General features: G+C 61.1%; 15 protein-coding genes. 7 read left to right on the forward strand and 8 right to left on the reverse strand.

From position 1 onward, the window contains the following. Position 1: 1 nt before the first annotated feature. The 3 genes from ACSOSP_RS07270 to ACSOSP_RS07280 are packed head-to-tail and all read right to left on the reverse strand — an operon-like array spanning position 2 to position 2,902. The gene (locus ACSOSP_RS07270) at positions 2 to 1,021 is read right to left on the reverse strand and encodes a Gfo/Idh/MocA family oxidoreductase (RefSeq protein WP_455310335.1); all 1,020 of its coding nucleotides are present in this window, start codon (positions 1,019 to 1,021) and stop codon (positions 2 to 4) included. Continuing rightward, positions 1,018 to 2,016 (reverse strand): inositol 2-dehydrogenase, encoded by a 999-nt coding sequence (gene iolG, locus ACSOSP_RS07275; protein ID WP_455310336.1) that lies wholly within the window; start codon positions 2,014 to 2,016, stop codon positions 1,018 to 1,020. The genes ACSOSP_RS07270 and iolG overlap by 4 nt, the downstream gene beginning before the upstream one ends. Then, positions 2,006 to 2,902: a MurR/RpiR family transcriptional regulator gene (locus tag ACSOSP_RS07280; protein ID WP_455310337.1), complete on the reverse strand. Its 897-nt coding sequence runs from the start codon at positions 2,900 to 2,902 to the stop codon at positions 2,006 to 2,008. Before ACSOSP_RS07280 ends, iolG begins: the two co-directional genes overlap by 11 nt. 212 nt (positions 2,903 to 3,114) lie before the next feature. On the opposite strand from ACSOSP_RS07280, the gene ACSOSP_RS07285 reads away from it, so the two are divergent. The 7 genes from ACSOSP_RS07285 to iolB all read left to right on the forward strand — a co-directional run bounded on the left by ACSOSP_RS07285 (position 3,115) and on the right by iolB (position 12,011). Continuing rightward, positions 3,115 to 4,167 (forward strand): sugar ABC transporter substrate-binding protein, encoded by a 1,053-nt coding sequence (locus ACSOSP_RS07285; protein ID WP_455310338.1) that lies wholly within the window; start codon positions 3,115 to 3,117, stop codon positions 4,165 to 4,167. A 174-nt stretch (positions 4,168 to 4,341) separates the two neighbouring features. After that, complete coding sequence (locus tag ACSOSP_RS07290; protein ID WP_455310875.1) at positions 4,342 to 5,517, forward strand: ABC transporter permease; 1,176 nt, start codon at positions 4,342 to 4,344, stop codon at positions 5,515 to 5,517. 44 nt (positions 5,518 to 5,561) lie between these two features. After that, positions 5,562 to 6,380: an ATP-binding cassette domain-containing protein gene (locus tag ACSOSP_RS07295; protein WP_455310339.1), complete on the forward strand. Its 819-nt coding sequence runs from the start codon at positions 5,562 to 5,564 to the stop codon at positions 6,378 to 6,380. A gap of 62 nt (positions 6,381 to 6,442) precedes the next feature. Continuing rightward, positions 6,443 to 8,437 (forward strand): bifunctional 5-dehydro-2-deoxygluconokinase/5-dehydro-2-deoxyphosphogluconate aldolase, encoded by a 1,995-nt coding sequence (locus ACSOSP_RS07300; RefSeq protein WP_455310340.1) that lies wholly within the window; start codon positions 6,443 to 6,445, stop codon positions 8,435 to 8,437. Then, positions 8,434 to 10,296, forward strand: a complete 1,863-nt coding sequence (iolD, locus tag ACSOSP_RS07305) for a 3D-(3,5/4)-trihydroxycyclohexane-1,2-dione acylhydrolase (decyclizing) (RefSeq protein ID WP_455310341.1) — start codon at positions 8,434 to 8,436, stop codon at positions 10,294 to 10,296. Before ACSOSP_RS07300 ends, iolD begins: the two co-directional genes overlap by 4 nt. Before the next feature lie 3 nt (positions 10,297 to 10,299). Further along, on the forward strand, positions 10,300 to 11,205 hold the full coding sequence (gene iolE / locus ACSOSP_RS07310; protein WP_455310342.1) for a myo-inosose-2 dehydratase: 906 nt from the start codon (positions 10,300 to 10,302) through the stop codon (positions 11,203 to 11,205). Then, positions 11,202 to 12,011, forward strand: a complete 810-nt coding sequence (gene iolB, locus ACSOSP_RS07315; RefSeq protein WP_455310343.1) for a 5-deoxy-glucuronate isomerase — start codon at positions 11,202 to 11,204, stop codon at positions 12,009 to 12,011. Before iolE ends, iolB begins: the two co-directional genes overlap by 4 nt. Before the next feature lies 1 nt (position 12,012). On the opposite strand, the gene ACSOSP_RS07320 is transcribed toward iolB, so the two are convergent. The 5 genes from ACSOSP_RS07320 to ACSOSP_RS07340 form a co-directional block, all read right to left on the reverse strand. After that, complete coding sequence (locus ACSOSP_RS07320; protein WP_455310344.1) at positions 12,013 to 12,717, reverse strand: ABC transporter ATP-binding protein; 705 nt, start codon at positions 12,715 to 12,717, stop codon at positions 12,013 to 12,015. Beyond that, a complete protein-coding gene (locus ACSOSP_RS07325; RefSeq protein ID WP_455310345.1) occupies positions 12,714 to 13,454 on the reverse strand; it encodes an ABC transporter ATP-binding protein in 741 nt (246 codons plus the stop codon). Before ACSOSP_RS07325 ends, ACSOSP_RS07320 begins: the two co-directional genes overlap by 4 nt. Further along, positions 13,451 to 14,632 carry a branched-chain amino acid ABC transporter permease gene (locus ACSOSP_RS07330; RefSeq protein ID WP_455310346.1) on the reverse strand — a complete coding sequence of 394 codons (1,182 nt, stop codon included), beginning with the start codon at positions 14,630 to 14,632 and terminating at the stop codon, positions 13,451 to 13,453. Before ACSOSP_RS07330 ends, ACSOSP_RS07325 begins: the two co-directional genes overlap by 4 nt. Continuing rightward, the gene (locus tag ACSOSP_RS07335) at positions 14,619 to 15,503 is read right to left on the reverse strand and encodes a branched-chain amino acid ABC transporter permease (RefSeq protein WP_455310876.1); all 885 of its coding nucleotides are present in this window, start codon (positions 15,501 to 15,503) and stop codon (positions 14,619 to 14,621) included. Before ACSOSP_RS07335 ends, ACSOSP_RS07330 begins: the two co-directional genes overlap by 14 nt. An 88-nt stretch (positions 15,504 to 15,591) precedes the next feature. Beyond that, positions 15,592 to 16,029, reverse strand: coding sequence for an acyl-CoA thioesterase (locus ACSOSP_RS07340; RefSeq protein WP_455310347.1), 438 nt, complete (start codon positions 16,027 to 16,029; stop codon positions 15,592 to 15,594). Positions 16,030 to 16,031: the final 2 nt, after the last annotated feature.

Consider the following 16,031-nt stretch of genomic DNA (forward strand, 5'->3'; position numbering starts at 1 on the left):
CTCAAAGATTCACCGCCTGGCCTTTAGCCAGAGACTCCCGCATCGCAATCCCGATACGCGTGGCCTCACGTGCGTCGTCAAGCGTCAGGCCTGTAGCAGCGCCTCCGGTCAACGACGCCACGAACACTTCCGCTTCCTTCAGGAACGCCTGCTCGAAGCGCTCGAAGAAGGTCGGCACGCATTCGTTGCGAACACCGCCGGCATCGTAGATTTCCACCCGGTTCGCCCGCGGATTGTGTCCCACGGATAACGCCCCACCCGTCCCGATCACTTCGGTCTGCGTGTCGTGACCGTGGGCGCTCGTGCGCGATGCCTGGAACATCGCTATCCGGCCGCCCTCGAATTCGCAGATGGCGACACCGTTGTCGATATCGCCGCATTCGGCCAGCCCTTCGTGAATCGCAATCGTGCCGCTTGCGAATACACGCGTGACGCGCGGGTTTCCCAGCATCCAGCGCGCGAGATCGATGTCGTGGACACTGCAATCGAGGAACAAACCGCCTGACGTAGGCGCGAAACGGACGAAAAAGCCATCGGGATCATTCTTGTCGACGGTCTGCGAACGGACCATGAACGGCCGGCCGATCCCGCCTTCCTGAATCTTGTTGAAAGCGTCGCGATAACTTGCATCGAAGCGGCGCACGAAACCGATCATCACCTGCAGATGCGGAAAGCGCGCGCTTTCCTCGATAACGCGATCACACTGCGCCAAATCCAGCGACAACGGTTTTTCACAGAACACGTGCTTGCCCGCGTGCAACGCCGCGATGATCTGGTCAGGGTGTAGCGAAGTCGGCGTGACGAGCCAGACGGCATCGATCGATGTGTCTTTCAGCAAGGATTCATAGTCGCTGTAGAGCGCGAGTTCCGGCAGGTTGGCGCCCGCCCATTCGCGTTCTGCCGCGACCGGACTGCACGCCGCAGCGAGCGTCGCGCCCGGCACGTGCCAAGCGAGGTTACGCGCGTGGCGCTGACCCAGCCGCCCCAATCCGACAATTCCAATCCGCACAGCCGCTTTCATGCCGCCCCCAGTTTGATGATCGTTCCTTCACGCCACGACCGCGTGGCCGCGTCGGCGAGTTCCAATGCCTTCAGGCCGTCCGCGACCGTCGTGCGAACCGGCTTGCCTTCCTGGACGGCATCGAAGAAATGGGCGATTTCCAGCGCGTACGCCGCGCGATAACGCTCCAGGAAAAACGCTTCCGGCACATCGTTCGATACAGCCGTCTTCGAATACGCCGTGACTTCGGTCGGGCGCACATTGCCCGCCTGCAGCATGCCAAGGCTGCCGAGCAGTTCGAAGCGCTGGTCGTATCCGTACGCCGCGCGCCGCGCCGTGTTGATCTGGCACAAACGGCCGCGCTTGGTGCGGATCGTGACAGCCGTCGAATCGATATCACCCGCCTCCGCAATCGCCGGGTCGCTCAGACAACTGCCGGTTGCGTGCAGCGTGTCGGCTTCGTCGTCGAGCATCCAGCGGAAGATATCGAAGTCATGGATCAGCATGTCCTTGAAAATGCCGCCCGAATGCTTGATGTATTCCACCGGCGGCGCGCCCGGATCGCGGCTCGTGATCACCAGCATTTCCGGATCGCCGATTTCACCCGCCTCCACGCGCGCCTTCAACGCCGCGAAGGTCGGGTCGAAGCGGCGCTGAAAGCCGATCATGCAGACCACGCCGGCTTTCGCGACGGCATCGGCGCAAGCGCGTGCGCGCTCGAGCGTCAAATCCACCGGCTTCTCACAGAACACATGCTTCTTTTGCGCCGCCGATTTCAGGATCAGGTCAGCGTGCGTGTCGGTGCTTGAACACACGACGCTCGCGCCAATCGATGCGTCGCCGAGTGCGCCTTCCACATCGGCTACTTGCGCGCCGTGAAGCGCGGCCAACGCGGCCGCAGCTTCCTTGTTGACGTCCACCACATACTTCAGGCGCACACCCGGCTGCTTCGCCAGGTTCGCCGCGTGGATCTTGCCGATCCGCCCTGCTCCGAACACCGCCACATCAATCGTCATAGCCGCCTGTCTCCCTTGATTCTTCTACGTTCAGTTCAAGCCGGTACGCAAGCGCGATAAAGAGCGCCTGGCACAGGCAGATCGTGCTCGTGAGCGAACGGAACGCGAACGCGCTGCCTTCCTTCACGAACAAATGCGCGCTCGCGTGACGCGCGAGCGGCGAAAGCTGGCCATCGGTAATCACTAAAGTCTTGGCGCCGTGATGCTGCGCGGCGCGCACGCAATACTGCGTCTCCTTGCCGTACGGCGCGAAGCTGATGGCGACGACCACGTCGCCCTTCTTCACGCTGCGGATCTGCTCGCGATACATGCCGCCGAAACCCGACACCAGATGCACGCGCTTGGCCGTGTGCTGCAGCGCGTAGACGATGTAGCTGGCCACCGCAAACGAGCGCCGCACGCCGATCACGTAGATGTTCTCGGCCTGTTCCAGCATCTTCACCGCGGCTTCGAACTGGACGTCGTCGAGACCCGCCTCGAGTTCCTCCAGCCCGGCCTGACTCGCCGCAATAAATTCGCGCGCCACCGATCCGCCCGACAACTTGCCCGGCTTTTCATCGATGAGTTTGCGAATGCGCTGCTGATAGCTCTGCGCGGAACCGTTCTGGCCCGTATAGGCCTGCTTGAAAATTGCCTGGAGGTCGGAGAAACCGGAAAAACCGAAGCGCTGCGCGAAGCGCACGACAGCCGACGGATGCACGCCGCACGCGCTGGCGATGTCGCCGGTGCGATCCATCATCACATTGCTGCGATGCTGCTCAATGTAGGTAGCCACGCTTTTCAGCTGGCGCGGCAACGCGTCGTACGCCTCGGTGATCCGCTGCATCAGTTCATCGACTGTCTGGATCTCGGCCGTCTCTTGAGGGTCTTGCGTGTCTTCCTGCATGCCGCGCTCGTGGTGTGTTCTGTACTCGATGCAACCGATTATAGATACCTGAACGAACAAATGGAATTAATTTTCCAAACTTCGAATAGTTAAACTTCCTATTGCAGAGTGACGAAACTTGTCCTAATCTTGGTCCTGAGCACGGGGCGTTACACGCTGCACGCCAAACGCCGGATGCTCGTTCAGAACAACAACCGTGATAGGTGGAGACAATGAAACTTTGCAATCGCCGAGGCGCCCTGCGCGCGCTCGCGGCTGCCGCTGCGTTGTGCGGCGCAGCAGCACTGAGCGGTCAGGCAGCGCACGCCGCCCCCGACGCCCATTTCGTCCTGATCAGCCACGCGCCGGATTCGGACTCGTGGTGGAACACAATCAAGAACGCGATCAAGCAAGCGGACGAGGACTTCAATGTCCAGACGGACTACCGCAACCCGCCGAACGGCGATATTGCCGATATGGCGCGTCTGATCGAGCAAGCTGCGGCTCGCAACGTTGACGGTGTGGTCGTCACCATTGCCGACTTCGACGTGCTCAAGGGCGCGATCTCCAAGGTCACGGCGAAGCACATTCCGCTCGTCACGATCAACTCCGGCACTGAAGAGCAAAGCGCGCAGCTCGGCGCGATCATGCACGTCGGACAGCCTGAATACACGGCCGGTAAGGCAGCGGGCGAGAAGGCGAAGGCGGCGGGTATCAAGTCGTTCCTGTGCGTGAACCACTACGCAACGAATCCGGCATCGTTCGAACGCTGCCGCGGTTTCGCCGAAGCCATTGGCGTCGACTTCAAAGCGTCCACGGTGGATGCAGGCCAGGATCCGACGACCGTTCAATCCAAGGTGAGCGCGTATTTGCGTAATCACCCGGACACGCAAGCGGTGCTCGCACTTGGGCCGCTGTCAGCTGATCCGACCATCAAGGCGCTGCAGCAGATGGGCCTTGCCGGCAAGATCTGGTTCGCGACCTTCGACTTCGACACCGACATCGCAAAGGCGATCCAGGACGGCACGATCAAGTTCGCCATCGACCAGCAGCCCTACTTGCAGGGTTATATCGCGGTCGCGGTGCTGGCTATCGTGAAGAAGGATCACACCACGGACCCGGTCAAGATCCGCCAGGCCCTCGAAGCAAATCCAAAGTTCAAGGCACGGCTTGACACCTATGGACTCGCGCCGTCCTACGGCCCGCGAAATATCGGCTCAGGTCCGGGGTTCATTACCAAGGACAACGTCGACAAGGTACTCAAGTACGCAGGCCAGTATCGGTAATCCCAATGGCGGCGCGGCCAGCCTCTCATCAGCCGCGCCGCCATCTTCGAAGCACCCGCAGGACTTGCAAGCACTCAGCACGTCATCCGCATCATTCACCTGTATCGCTCGCGCATCAGCATGTTCGCCCAGTGAACCCACGCCGTATCGCGAATGAAAGACGAAGGAGACATCATGGGCGTAGCCGGAAAACCTACTCTCTCGGGACATCACAAGCCGTCTGACGGCGCCGTGACATCGAGTTCATCCACAGCAGCAGCTCCCGCCGACGAGCGCATCCGACGCGAGTCCCGTTTCGGGCACATCCTGAATCGACCGGAGTTTGCCTCGATCTCCGGCGCCGTGCTGGTCTTTGCCGTATTCGGGTTTGCGGCTGGCGGCTCGGGCATGTTCAACCTCGACGGCATCATGAACTGGTCGCAGGTGTCCGCGTACCTGGGCATCCTGGCGGTGGGCGCGTGCCTGCTGATGATTGCCGGCGAGTTCGACCTGTCGATCGGCTCCATGATCGGTTTCTCCGGCATGATGGTCGCCATTCCCACGGTCTATTTTCACTGGCCGATCTCGCTTGCGATTCTTTTCGCCTTCGCCGGTTCAATGTTGCTCGGCGCGCTCAACGGTTATCTCGTCATGCGCACGCGGCTGCCGTCGTTCATCGTGACTCTGGCCTTCCTCTTTATCTTGCGTGGCTTGACGCTGGCGCTGTCGATCATGTTTGCCGACCGGACGATCGTTTCCGGGGTAGGCGACATCGCATCGAAAGACTGGCTCGCTAACACCCTTTTCCATGGCGTCGCCCTGCGCGATTTATTCGTGTGGCTGGGGCACGTAGGAATCCTGAAGATGCTGGACAACGGCCAACCGCTTGTTCCCGGCATTCCGAAGGTGCTTCTCTGGTGGGTCGTGCTTGCAGCCATTGGCGCCTTCGTCCTGGCGAAGACCCGTTTCGGCAACTGGATTTTCGCAGCCGGCGGCGACGCCGTCGCAGCCAAGAATGTGGGTGTTCCGGTGCGGCGCGTGAAGATCTCGTTGTTTGTCTTGACCGCGTTCTGTGCATGCCTGTTTGCAGTGCTGCAAGTGTGCGACATCGGTTCGGCAGCAGCCGACCGGGGGCTTGAAAAGGAATTCGAGGCGATCATCGCTGCGGTGATTGGCGGGACGTTGCTGACCGGCGGCTACGGCTCGGTGGTCGGTGCATGTTTCGGCGCGCTGATCTTCGGCGTGGTCCAGATCGGCATTGGCTACACCAGCGTGCCCTCTGACTGGTTCCGCGTGTTCCTCGGCATGATGCTGCTGATCGCCGTGCTGTTCAATCACTACGTGCGCCGCCGCGTTTCACAAGCCCAATAAGCAAGCTCAATAAACAGGCTCAATAAGGTCAAGGAGAACAAACCATGTCCGATCCCATCCAGAGCGCTGCGCCCGCGCCGGAAGACACCATCCTCGCACTGGAAAACGTCAGCAAGTTTTTCGGCAAAGTAATCGCACTGAACGGCGTCACGCTGCGCCTGAGACGCGGCGAAGTGCACTGCCTGCTCGGCGACAATGGCGCCGGCAAATCGACCCTGATCAAGACGCTTGCCGGCGTCCATACGCCCTCCTCCGGCGAGTATCTCGTCGATGGCAAACCGGTTCGCTTCGGCTCGCCGAAAGAAGCGCTCGATCTGGGCATTGCAACGGTCTACCAGGATCTCGCGCTCGTGCCGCTGCTATCCGTGGCGCGCAACTTCTTCATGGGGCGCGAACCGCAGAAAAGACGCTTCGGCTTGTTCAACGTGATGGACCTGGATCTCGCCGCGGAAACATCGCGGGCGCGGCTCGCCGAAATGGGCATCAACGTACGTGACGCGCATCAGCCTATTGGCACCATGTCCGGTGGCGAGAAACAATGTCTCGCCATCGCGCGGGCGATCCACTTCGGTGCGCGCGTCCTGATCCTCGATGAACCGACCGCAGCGCTCGGCGTGAAGCAGAGTTTCAACGTACTCAAGCTGATTCACACGGCGCGCGCGAAAGGCATCTCCGTGATCTTCATCACGCACAACGTCCATCACGCGTATCCCATCGGGGACTCGTTCACGCTGCTCAATCGCGGCAAGTCGATGGGTACGTTCACGAAAGACACGATCACCAAGAACGAAGTACTCGACATGATGGCGGGCGGCGCCGAAATGCAGCAAATGATGAACGAACTCGAAGGCGAACCGGCTTAAAGCACGCTCAACACGCACGCTGGGCCGCTGCGTTTTTCGTCATCTACAGAACAGGATCGAACATGGCATTGCAATCATCAACCGGATCGCGCTTCGCAACCGGGCGAACCCGCGACATCGTTTGCCTCGGGCGGCTCGCGGTCGATCTCTACGCGCAGCAGATCGGCGCGCGGCTTGAAGACGTATCGAGCTTCGCGAAATATCTCGGCGGATCGTCGGCGAATATTGCGTTCGGATGCGCGAGGCTTGGTCTCAAATCCGCGATGCTCTCGCGCGTCGGCAACGACCACATGGGCCGCTTCCTCACCGAGACACTGGATCGCGAGGGCTGCGACACGAGTCACGTGCGTATCGATCATGACCGGCTCACCGGCTTGGTGCTGCTCGGCCTGGAAGATCGCGACACGTTCCCGCTCGTGTTCTATCGCGATGACTGCGCGGACATGGCCGTCGATGAAAACGACTTCGACGAAGCGTTCATCGCTTCGTCGAAAGCGCTGCTGATCACGGGTACGCACTTCTCCACGGACCAGGTTAACCGCACGAGCCGCCGCGCGCTCGAGTACGCGCGCCGCAACCAGGTCCGCACGGTGCTCGATATCGATTACCGGCCGGTGCTTTGGGGTCTTACCGGCAAGGCCGATGGCGAGACGCGCTTCATTGCGAACGAGGGCGTGACTGCGCATCTGCAAAGCATCTTGCCGCTGATGGATCTCGTGATCGGCACGGAAGAAGAGTTCCGGATTGCCGGCGGCAAGGACACCATGATCGAAGCGCTCGCGGCCGTTCGCGCCGTGACGGACGCCATGCTGGTGGTCAAGCGCGGGCCGATGGGATGCTCGATCATCGATGGTGACGTACCGGCTTCCATCGACGATGCGCCGGTTTATCGCGGCGTTGAAGTGGAAGTGCTGAACGTGCTCGGCGCAGGCGACGCCTTCGCATCCGGTTTCCTCGCCGGATGGTTGAGAGACGAGCCGCTGGAAGTCTGTGCGCGGACGGCGAATGCATGCGGTGGGCTGGTTGTATCGCGTCACGGTTGCGCGCCCGCCATGCCGACGCCCGCCGAGCTCAAGTACTTCCTCGAAGCCGCTCAAGCCGACCCTGTCCGCATGCGCAGGCCTGATCGTGACGCGACGCTCGCGCGTTTGCATCGTGTCACGCCGGCTCGTAAAACGTGGGACGAAGTGCTGGGTTTTGCGTTCGATCACCGCAACCAGTTCTTCGATCTCGCGCAGCAAACCGGTGCGGATGAAGCTCGTATCGCCGACCTCAAAGCCTTGTTTGTGCACGCCGTGGCACAGACGGAAAAAGAACGCGGCCTGGAAGGCCGCATCGGCGTGTTGATCGATGACCGCTACGGTCAGGACGCGCTGAACGCCGCGACCGGACGCGGTTGGTGGATCGGCCGCCCGGTGGAATTGCCCGGCTCGATGCCGCTCGTCTTCGATCACGGCCGTTCGATCGGCACGACGCTGATCGAGTGGCCGCGCGAGCATGTCGCGAAGTGCCTGGTTCACTATCATCCCGATCATCCGCATGATCTTCGCCTCGAACAGGAAGCCCAGATTCGCACGCTCTACGACGCGGTTCAGGCCAGCGGGCATGAACTATTGCTCGAAGTCATCGTGCCGAAGAACGGTCCGCCGATCGAGGACGATACCGTGTTGCGGTCGTTGAAACGCCTCTATAACCTCGGCATCTATCCCGAGTGGTGGAAGCTCGAACCCATGAGCGCGACGCAGTGGCAAGCGGTCGATGCACTGATCGCCGAGCGTGATCCGGCGTGCCGGGGTGTCGTGCTGCTGGGCTTGTCGGCCGCTGTCGATCAACTGACCGAGGGCTTCAAGGCGGCTGCGATGTCGAAGACGTGTCGCGGATTCACCGTCGGCAGGACAATCTTTCACGAGCCGAGTCAAGCGTGGCTGGCGGGTTCCATCGACGACGCCGAACTGATCGCGCGGGTCCGGCGGACGTTCGAAACGCTGATCGATGCATGGCGTGAGGCACGGACAAAGAACGCTACGCAAGCACACACGCAGGAGCAGGCAGCATGAACAGCACGCTTCGTTTAACCACCGCGCAAGCGCTGGTCCGCTATCTCGCCGCGCAGCAAACCCCGGACGGCGAGCCGCTGTTCGGCGGCGTCTTCGCGATCTTCGGGCATGGCAATGTGGCCGGCATTGGCGAGGCGTTGTACGCGCATCGCGAGACGCTGCCGACTTATCGCGCGCATAACGAGCAGGCGATGGCGCACGCGGCGATTGCGTATGCAAAAGCACACTTTCGACGCCGCATGATGGCCGTGACCACGTCCATTGGTCCGGGTGCGACCAACCTGGTGACAGCCGCCGCGCTGGCGCACGTGAACCGCTTGCCGGTTTTGTTGCTGCCCGGCGATGTGTTCGTGTCACGCGCTCCCGATCCGGTCTTGCAGCAGGTAGAAGATTTCACCGATGGCGGTATTTCCGCGAACGATGCGTTGAAACCCGTCTCGCGATACTTCGACCGCATCGTGCATCCAGCGCAATTGCTGACGGCGTTGCCGCGTGCCATGAGGGTGCTGACCGACGCCGCGTTGTGCGGACCGGTGACGCTCGCGTTGCCGCAGGACGTACAGGCAATGGCCTACGATTACCCCGCATCGTTCTTCGAACCGCGCGTGGTGCCGTTCCACACGCCCTCGCCTGTCGATGAAGAGATCGCACAAGCCGCCGCTGCATTGCGCGCCGCCAAGAAGCCATTGCTCGTGTCAGGTGGTGGCGTTCTCTACGGCCTGGCAACCGACGCATTGCGTTCATTCGCCGAACGCCACGGCATCCCCGTCGCCGAAACGCAAGCCGGCAAAAGCGCGCTCGCATGGGACCATCCGCTGAATCTTGGCGGCATTGGCGTAACGGGATCGGACGCGGCCAATGAACTCGCGCACGACGCGGATTGCGTGCTTGCGGTCGGTACGCGGTTGCAGGATTTCACGACCGGATCGAACACGCTGTTTGCGCAGGCCAAGCTGGTCGGCATCAATGCAAATGCATTCGATGCCTTGAAACAAGGCGCTTTATCGGTAGAAGCCGATGCGCGTCTTGCGCTGAGCGCATTGAGCGACGTGCTCGGCGACTGGCGTGCATCGCCGCCGTGGACCGCACGCGCGCACGAGCTCGCGGATAGCTGGCGCGCCACTGTCGATCAGGTCATCAACGCACCCCAGGACGACAACACGTTGCCGCGCGAAGCCGATGTGATCGGCGCGGTGCAGCGCTCGAGCGCCCAATCGACCGCGCATGACGTGGTGGTATGCGCCGCAGGAACCCTGCCCGCCGACTTGCAAAAGCTCTGGCGCACGAGCACGCCGGGCGGCTATCACGTCGAATACGGCTACTCGTGCATGGGCTATGAAATCGCCGGCGGTCTCGGCGCGAAACTCGCGCGGCCGGCAAGTGAAGTGATCGTGATCGTCGGCGATGGCAGCTACCTGATGATGAACAGCGAGCTGGCTACGTCCGTGATGCTTGGCGCCAAACTGATCGTGGTGCTGCTCGACAATCGCGGGTACGGTTGCATCAACCGGTTGCAGCAAGCGTGCGGCGGCGCGCCGTTCAACAACCTGATCGACGATTGCCGCCAGGGCCCCGAAGGCGCGCCCGATATCGACTTCGCAATGCACGCGCGCTCGCTTGGCGCGAGCGCTGAACATGTTGCGAATATCGATGAACTGGAAGCCGCCATGCAGCGCGCACGGGCCTCCACGCGCTCGTATCTGATCAGCATCGACACCGATCCGGCACGGCCTACTGAAGAAGGCGGCTGGTGGTGGGAAGTCGCGGTGCCGGAAGTGTCGTCGCGTGAAGCGGTGCGCTCGGCGCGCGCAAACTATGAACATGAAATCACGGCGCGTTCGAAGCGCACGAAGGAATAAGCGATGAGTACGTTCGATGTACGGATCGGCATCAATCCGCTGTCATGGATGAACGACGACCTGCCCTCGCTCGGCGGCGAAACACCGTTGAGCGTGGCGTTGACCGAAGGCAAGCAGATCGGCTATCAAGGGTTTGAACTCGGCAACAAATTCCCGCGCGAGCCGGAGGCGTTGAAAACACTGCTCGCCGGATATGACCTCGCGCTCGTTTCTGGTTGGTATTCAGGGCGGCTTGCCGAACGCAGCGCGGAGGAAGAGATCGAAGCTGTCGGTCCGCATCTCGATCTGCTCGCGAAGAATGGCGCAACGGTGATGGTCTACGGCGAAGTCTCGAACTCTATTCAAGGGGCTCCCCAGCCGTTGTATCAACGACCGCGTTTCTTCTCCGATGACCGCTGGAACGAGTACGCAAAGCGCCTGAACACCTTCGCCGAATACACGCTCTCGCGCGGTGTTCGGGTCGCTTATCACCATCACATGGGCGCCTATGTAGAGACGCCCGCCGATGTCGATCGCCTGATGAGCCTCACGAATGACGCCGTGGGCCTGCTCTTCGATGCCGGTCACATCACGTTCGCCGGCGGCGATCCGCTGACGATGCTCAACAAGCATATCGAACGCGTTTGCCATGTGCATTGCAAGGATGTGCGCCCGGACATCATCAAGCTTGCCCGGAACCGGAACTGGAGCTTCCTGGAAGCAGTGATCAACGGCGCGTTCACCGTTCCCGGCGACGGCACGGTGGACTTTCCATCGATCATCGCCCGATTGAAGCAGCATGGATATCAGGGCTGGCTCGTGGTCGAAGCGGAGCAGGATCCGGTCATTGCCACGAGTTATGCGTATGCCGAGAAAGGCTACAAGACGCTGCGCTCGCTCGTCGATCAAAACCTTCAGGAGGCAGCATGAGCCTGCTCGTCAAAGCATCGCGCGAAGGCCAGACCATTGCGCGCGTCACGCCCGAAACGGCGATGTGGAAACACGTTGGGTTCGCTGCTTATCGGCTGGAAACCGGCGACGTCGTGCATGTGCATGAAGCGCAGCGTGAAGTGTGTATCGTTGTATTGTCGGGGACGGTGAGCATTGAAGCCGGTGACCATAAATGGGAGAAACTCGGCTCGCGCGACAGCGTGTTCGAAGATACCTCGCCGTACGCGGTTTATCTGCCGCCCAAGCTCGCCGCGACCATTCGCGCCGATCGTGCTGCCGAAGTCGGCGTGGCGAGTGCGCCCGCGACAGGCAAGTACCCGCCGCGACTGATCGAGCCGTCGCAGATGAAACGCTCGACCCGCGGCAAAGGCGGAAATACGCGCTACGTCTGCGATATTCTTCCGCAAACCGAGGCTGCGGAAGGCTTGCTTGTGGTCGAAGTGAAGACGCCGGGCGGCCATGCATCGAGCTACCCTCCGCACAAGCACGACAAGGACAATGTGCCGGTGGAGAGCTCGCTTGAAGAGACTTACTATCATCGGCTGAACCCGCCGCAGGGGTTCGCGTTTCAGCGCGTATACACCGACGAACGCGATCTCGATGAAACCATGGCCGTTGAAGATCACGACGTGGTCATGGTGCCGCGTGGTTATCATCCGGTCGTGGTGCCGTATGGGTACGATAATTACTACCTGAACGTGATGGCTGGTGACAAACGAACCTGGCACTTCAAGAACGATCCGAAGCACGAATGGATCATTGAGAGGGATAGCAAGGTTTCGTGACTTAACCGCCGACGGAAAGCCATTCGTTGAACACGCGCTCGTTCGCTGCAAGTGCGACGGGCGTGTCATCGAAGACGATTCTGCCGTGACCCATCACGGCGACGCGCGTGGCCAGGTCTCGCGCAATGCCCATGCGTTGTTCGATCAATAGAATCGCCACGCCTCGATCTCGCAAGGTCTTCATGCATGAAGCAACTTGCGCCACGACCTGTGGCGCGAGCCCTTCCGTCGGTTCATCGACGATCACTAACGACGGATCACCCATCAAGGTCCGGGCAAGCGCCAACATTTGCTGCTCGCCTCCTGATAACCTCCCCGCCTTCACGGCAGCACGTTCCTGCAGCACGGGAAAAAGTTGCTGCGCGTCGTTGATGGTGAAACGCGACCCGCCTCGTTTCATGCCGAGTTGCAGGTTTTCTCTCACGCTGAGCGTCGGGAAAACATCGCGTTGTTCGGGCACGTAGCCCACGCCCATCCGCGCGATTGCATAAGGGCGTTTTCCCAGCATCGATACCCCGCGAAAGATAGCCGCCCCTTGCGCTTGCACGAGTCCCATCAGCGCTTTGGCGAGCGTCGAACGTCCTGAACCGTTGCGCCCTGCCAAGGCTACGATCTCGCCTTCGCCAACACGCAAGCTCACACCATGCAGCACATGACTCGCGCCATACCATGCGTTTAGGTGATCGATTTCAAGCAGCATCGTCATGGCGTTTCGCCTAGATAGGCTGAGCGAACCACGGGATCCGCAGCAATGTCAGCAGGCGTCCCCGTCGCGATAATGCGCCCTTGCACAAGCACTGAAATGCGATCGGCGAGTGCGAACACCGCTTCCATATCGTGCTCCACTATCAACAAGGTCTTGCCTTGCGTTGTCTCGCGAATCAACGCCAGTGCACGTGCGGCCTCCGCGCGATTCATGCCGGCGGTGGGTTCATCGAGTAACAGCACGGACGCGCCCGTAGCGAGCGCGAGGCCTAGGTCCAGTGCGCGTAACTCGGCATAGCTGAGGCTGGTCGCGAGTGCATCGCTACGATCGGCAAGACCGATAGCCGTCATCACACGCTGCACCTTCTGGTCGATCACGCTCGAACTGAACCATCGATCCTTCCAGGTCGCCACGCGAGAGCCGAGCACCGCGCAACGGACGTTATCGCGAACGGTGAGACCGGTGAACACGCTCGTGGCCTGGAAGCTGCGCGCAAGGCCCTTGCGTCCCAGCCGATGAGCCGGCATTCCGGTCACGTCGATCCCGTTCAACGCAACGTGGCCGCTTGTGGGTTGCGTGCGTCCCGAGATCAGGTCGAACAGGGTGGACTTGCCCGCGCCGTTGGGACCGATCAACGCATGGCGCTCGCCTTCGCGAATACTTAGATCGACGCCGCGAAGGATCTGCGTTGCGCCGAAACGCTTCATGATCTGATTCAGTTCGAGCGCGTTGTTCATCGTGCGCTCCGTGCTTGCCGGCTGAACAGAAGGGCAAGAACAGCGCTGAAGAATGCTACACACCAGGGAGCAACATGCCGTCCATCAAGCAGGAAACCCGCGATGTGCGCAAGGCCATCGCCATGACTATCGAATTGCAATGCGTAGGCGAGTTCGGTGGCTACGATTATCGCCAGCAGCCATGCTCCCGACGCGCACAGAGCAAACGCAATAGCCCTGTAGCCCTCACGTAATCGTGCAGCAATAAGCCCCATCAATCCCTTGGGCGCCACCACCACAACCCAAACAAAAAACATCCCAAGATATGCTACCCACGCCGACGACACATTCGCCACCGCCAAGCTGAAAAACGTCAGCACCACGGCGCCCAGCACCGGCCCGAAGAATGTCGCGGTGCCACCGATCACCGCTGCGATCAGCACGCTTCCCGAGCGCGCGAGCCCGACTCCTTCCGCCGATGCCAACTCCACATTGATCAGCCCCAGCCCGCCCGCCACGCCCGCGAAAAATGCCGCCACGATCACCATCGTGAAGCGTACGCGGCGCGGATCGAAGCCGATCGCAGCAGCACGTACGGGGTTATCGCGGACCGCGTTCGCGACCCGCACGAACAGCGTGCGCGAGAAGACGAACATGGCGATGCATGCCAGCACACACCACCCGGCGATCAGCGCATAAGCCTCGCTCGACGCACCGAAGTTCAAACCGAAGATGACAGGACCGCTCGCCCGGTCGATGGAAACGCCACCCTCGCCGCCGAACCATCCCGGCACGAGCCACACGCCAGCGGCCGTAAGTTCGCCGATACCAAGCGTGATCATGGCGAATGTCGTACCGGCACGGCGCGTTGAAAAGAAACCGAATACGACCGCTACGAGCGCCGCCGATACGCCGGCGATCAATGGTAAAAACGGCAGCGGCACAGAGTATTGATTGAAGAATCGAGCAGCGGCGAATGCACCAAGACCCGCGTACACGGCGTGTCCAAAAGACAGCAACCCCGTTTCGCCAAGCAGCAGATTGAACGAGAGCGCGAACACGATCATGGTCGCCGTTTGCGCAAGGTAGGCGAGCAGCCAGCTTTGCGAAGTGAAGACCGGCGGCAACGCAAGACCGGCCACGAGCAACAGCCAAGGAAGCGCCTGACGCACAGTGATGCGTGAGTTAAACATCGTCATCGCCACGCTGCCCGAACAACCCGCGTGGACGCAGCGCAAGCATCGCGACAAGCAGCATATACGGCAGCACGGGCGCAATCTGCGCGACACTCAACGATGCCCACGCAGACGGCAACGAAGCGCCCGCGAACCGAGCAACGTTCGCGAGCGACAACGTAGTCCCGACGGCAAACGTCTGCACGCATCCGATCAGAAGCGATGCCACGAGCGCGCCGCCGATCGACCCGAGCCCACCGACGACCACGACAACAAACACGATAGGGCCGATGTTCTCCGCCATCGAAGGCTCGATCACGAACAGCGGCGCACCGATCACACCGGCGAGCGCAGCGAGCGCGGTGCCGCTCGCAAACACCAGCGTGAACACACGCGGCACGTTGTGCCCGAGAGTCTCGACAGTCGCCGCATGAGTAAGCGCAGCCCTCACCACGAGCCCTATCCGCGATACCCGCAGCACCGCATACAAGGCCAGCAGCATAGCCAGCGACACACCCATCATGAAAGCGCGATATCGAGGAAAGGCAGCGCCGAAGAGCGTGAACAACGGACCATCGAGAGAGGGAGGAATAGCAGCGTTGATGGGCGCAAGGCCCCAGACAAGCTTAACGGCTTCAGCGATCAGATAAGCCGCACCGAACGTCAGCAGAAGCTCGGCGAGCGCGCCGCGCGTTTCAATCCGGCGCAACAGGAAACGCTCGAACAAGCCGCCCATCGCGCCAACGAGCAAAGGTGACACAACCAGCGCAAACCAGAAGCCCCCGTGCGCGGCCAACGCATAACCCACATACGCGCCGAGCATATAAAAGCTCGCGTGCGCGAAGTTGAGCACGCCCATCATGCTGAAGATCAGCGTCAATCCCGCCGACAGCATGAACAGCAGCAACCCGACGCTCACTCCGTTCAGAAGGTTGATCGCGAACCACTGAACGAACGAAGTCACGTTATCCGAACTAATCGAACTAACCGTTCACGAGCGGCTTGAGCGCTGCAAGCAACGCGTCCGGCAAGGGTACCGGTCGACGTGTATCGCGATCGACATAGACGTGCACAAAATGCCCCTGCGCCGCGGCTTGCTCCGACTCGGCGCTGAAGATCCCCACTTCATAATGCACGCTCGTGGTGCCGAGCCGGGCCACGCGCAAGCCCGCATGGATACGCTCAGGAAACACAAGAGAGGCGAAGTAGCTGCAGTGCGTTTCGACCACGAGTCCGATCGTCTTGCCGGTTTGCAGATCCAGCGCGCCGTGCCGGATCAGATACTCGTTCACGACCGTATCGAAGTAGCTGTAATACACCACGTTGTTCACGTGGCCGTAGAGATCGTTATCGGACCATCGCGTATCGATCGACAGGAAATGCGGATAATCCGCGCGTTTCGTGGGGACTGGGCGGCTCATGA

Source organism: Caballeronia sp. KNU42 (assembly GCF_053760385.1).

What these genes read in the sequence shown, in the direction of transcription:
- ACSOSP_RS07270 (WP_455310335.1), bottom strand. Translation starts at nt 1,021, where the DNA reads ATGAAAGCGGCTGTGCGGATTGGAATTGTCGGATTGGGGCGGCTGGGT.
- iolG (WP_455310336.1), bottom strand. Translation starts at nt 2,016, where the DNA reads ATGACGATTGATGTGGCGGTGTTCGGAGCAGGGCGGATCGGCAAGATC.
- ACSOSP_RS07280 (WP_455310337.1), bottom strand. Translation starts at nt 2,902, where the DNA reads ATGCAGGAAGACACGCAAGACCCTCAAGAGACGGCCGAGATCCAGACA.
- ACSOSP_RS07285 (WP_455310338.1), top strand. Translation starts at nt 3,115, where the DNA reads ATGAAACTTTGCAATCGCCGAGGCGCCCTGCGCGCGCTCGCGGCTGCC.
- ACSOSP_RS07290 (WP_455310875.1), top strand. Translation starts at nt 4,342, where the DNA reads ATGGGCGTAGCCGGAAAACCTACTCTCTCGGGACATCACAAGCCGTCT.
- ACSOSP_RS07295 (WP_455310339.1), top strand. Translation starts at nt 5,562, where the DNA reads ATGTCCGATCCCATCCAGAGCGCTGCGCCCGCGCCGGAAGACACCATC.
- ACSOSP_RS07300 (WP_455310340.1), top strand. Translation starts at nt 6,443, where the DNA reads ATGGCATTGCAATCATCAACCGGATCGCGCTTCGCAACCGGGCGAACC.
- iolD (WP_455310341.1), top strand. Translation starts at nt 8,434, where the DNA reads ATGAACAGCACGCTTCGTTTAACCACCGCGCAAGCGCTGGTCCGCTAT.
- iolE (WP_455310342.1), top strand. Translation starts at nt 10,300, where the DNA reads ATGAGTACGTTCGATGTACGGATCGGCATCAATCCGCTGTCATGGATG.
- iolB (WP_455310343.1), top strand. Translation starts at nt 11,202, where the DNA reads ATGAGCCTGCTCGTCAAAGCATCGCGCGAAGGCCAGACCATTGCGCGC.
- ACSOSP_RS07320 (WP_455310344.1), bottom strand. Translation starts at nt 12,717, where the DNA reads ATGACGATGCTGCTTGAAATCGATCACCTAAACGCATGGTATGGCGCG.
- ACSOSP_RS07325 (WP_455310345.1), bottom strand. Translation starts at nt 13,454, where the DNA reads ATGAACAACGCGCTCGAACTGAATCAGATCATGAAGCGTTTCGGCGCA.
- ACSOSP_RS07330 (WP_455310346.1), bottom strand. Translation starts at nt 14,632, where the DNA reads ATGACGATGTTTAACTCACGCATCACTGTGCGTCAGGCGCTTCCTTGG.
- ACSOSP_RS07335 (WP_455310876.1), bottom strand. Translation starts at nt 15,503, where the DNA reads ATGCTGTCGGCGGGATTGACGCTGATCTTCAGCATGATGGGCGTGCTC.
- ACSOSP_RS07340 (WP_455310347.1), bottom strand. Translation starts at nt 16,029, where the DNA reads ATGAGCCGCCCAGTCCCCACGAAACGCGCGGATTATCCGCATTTCCTG.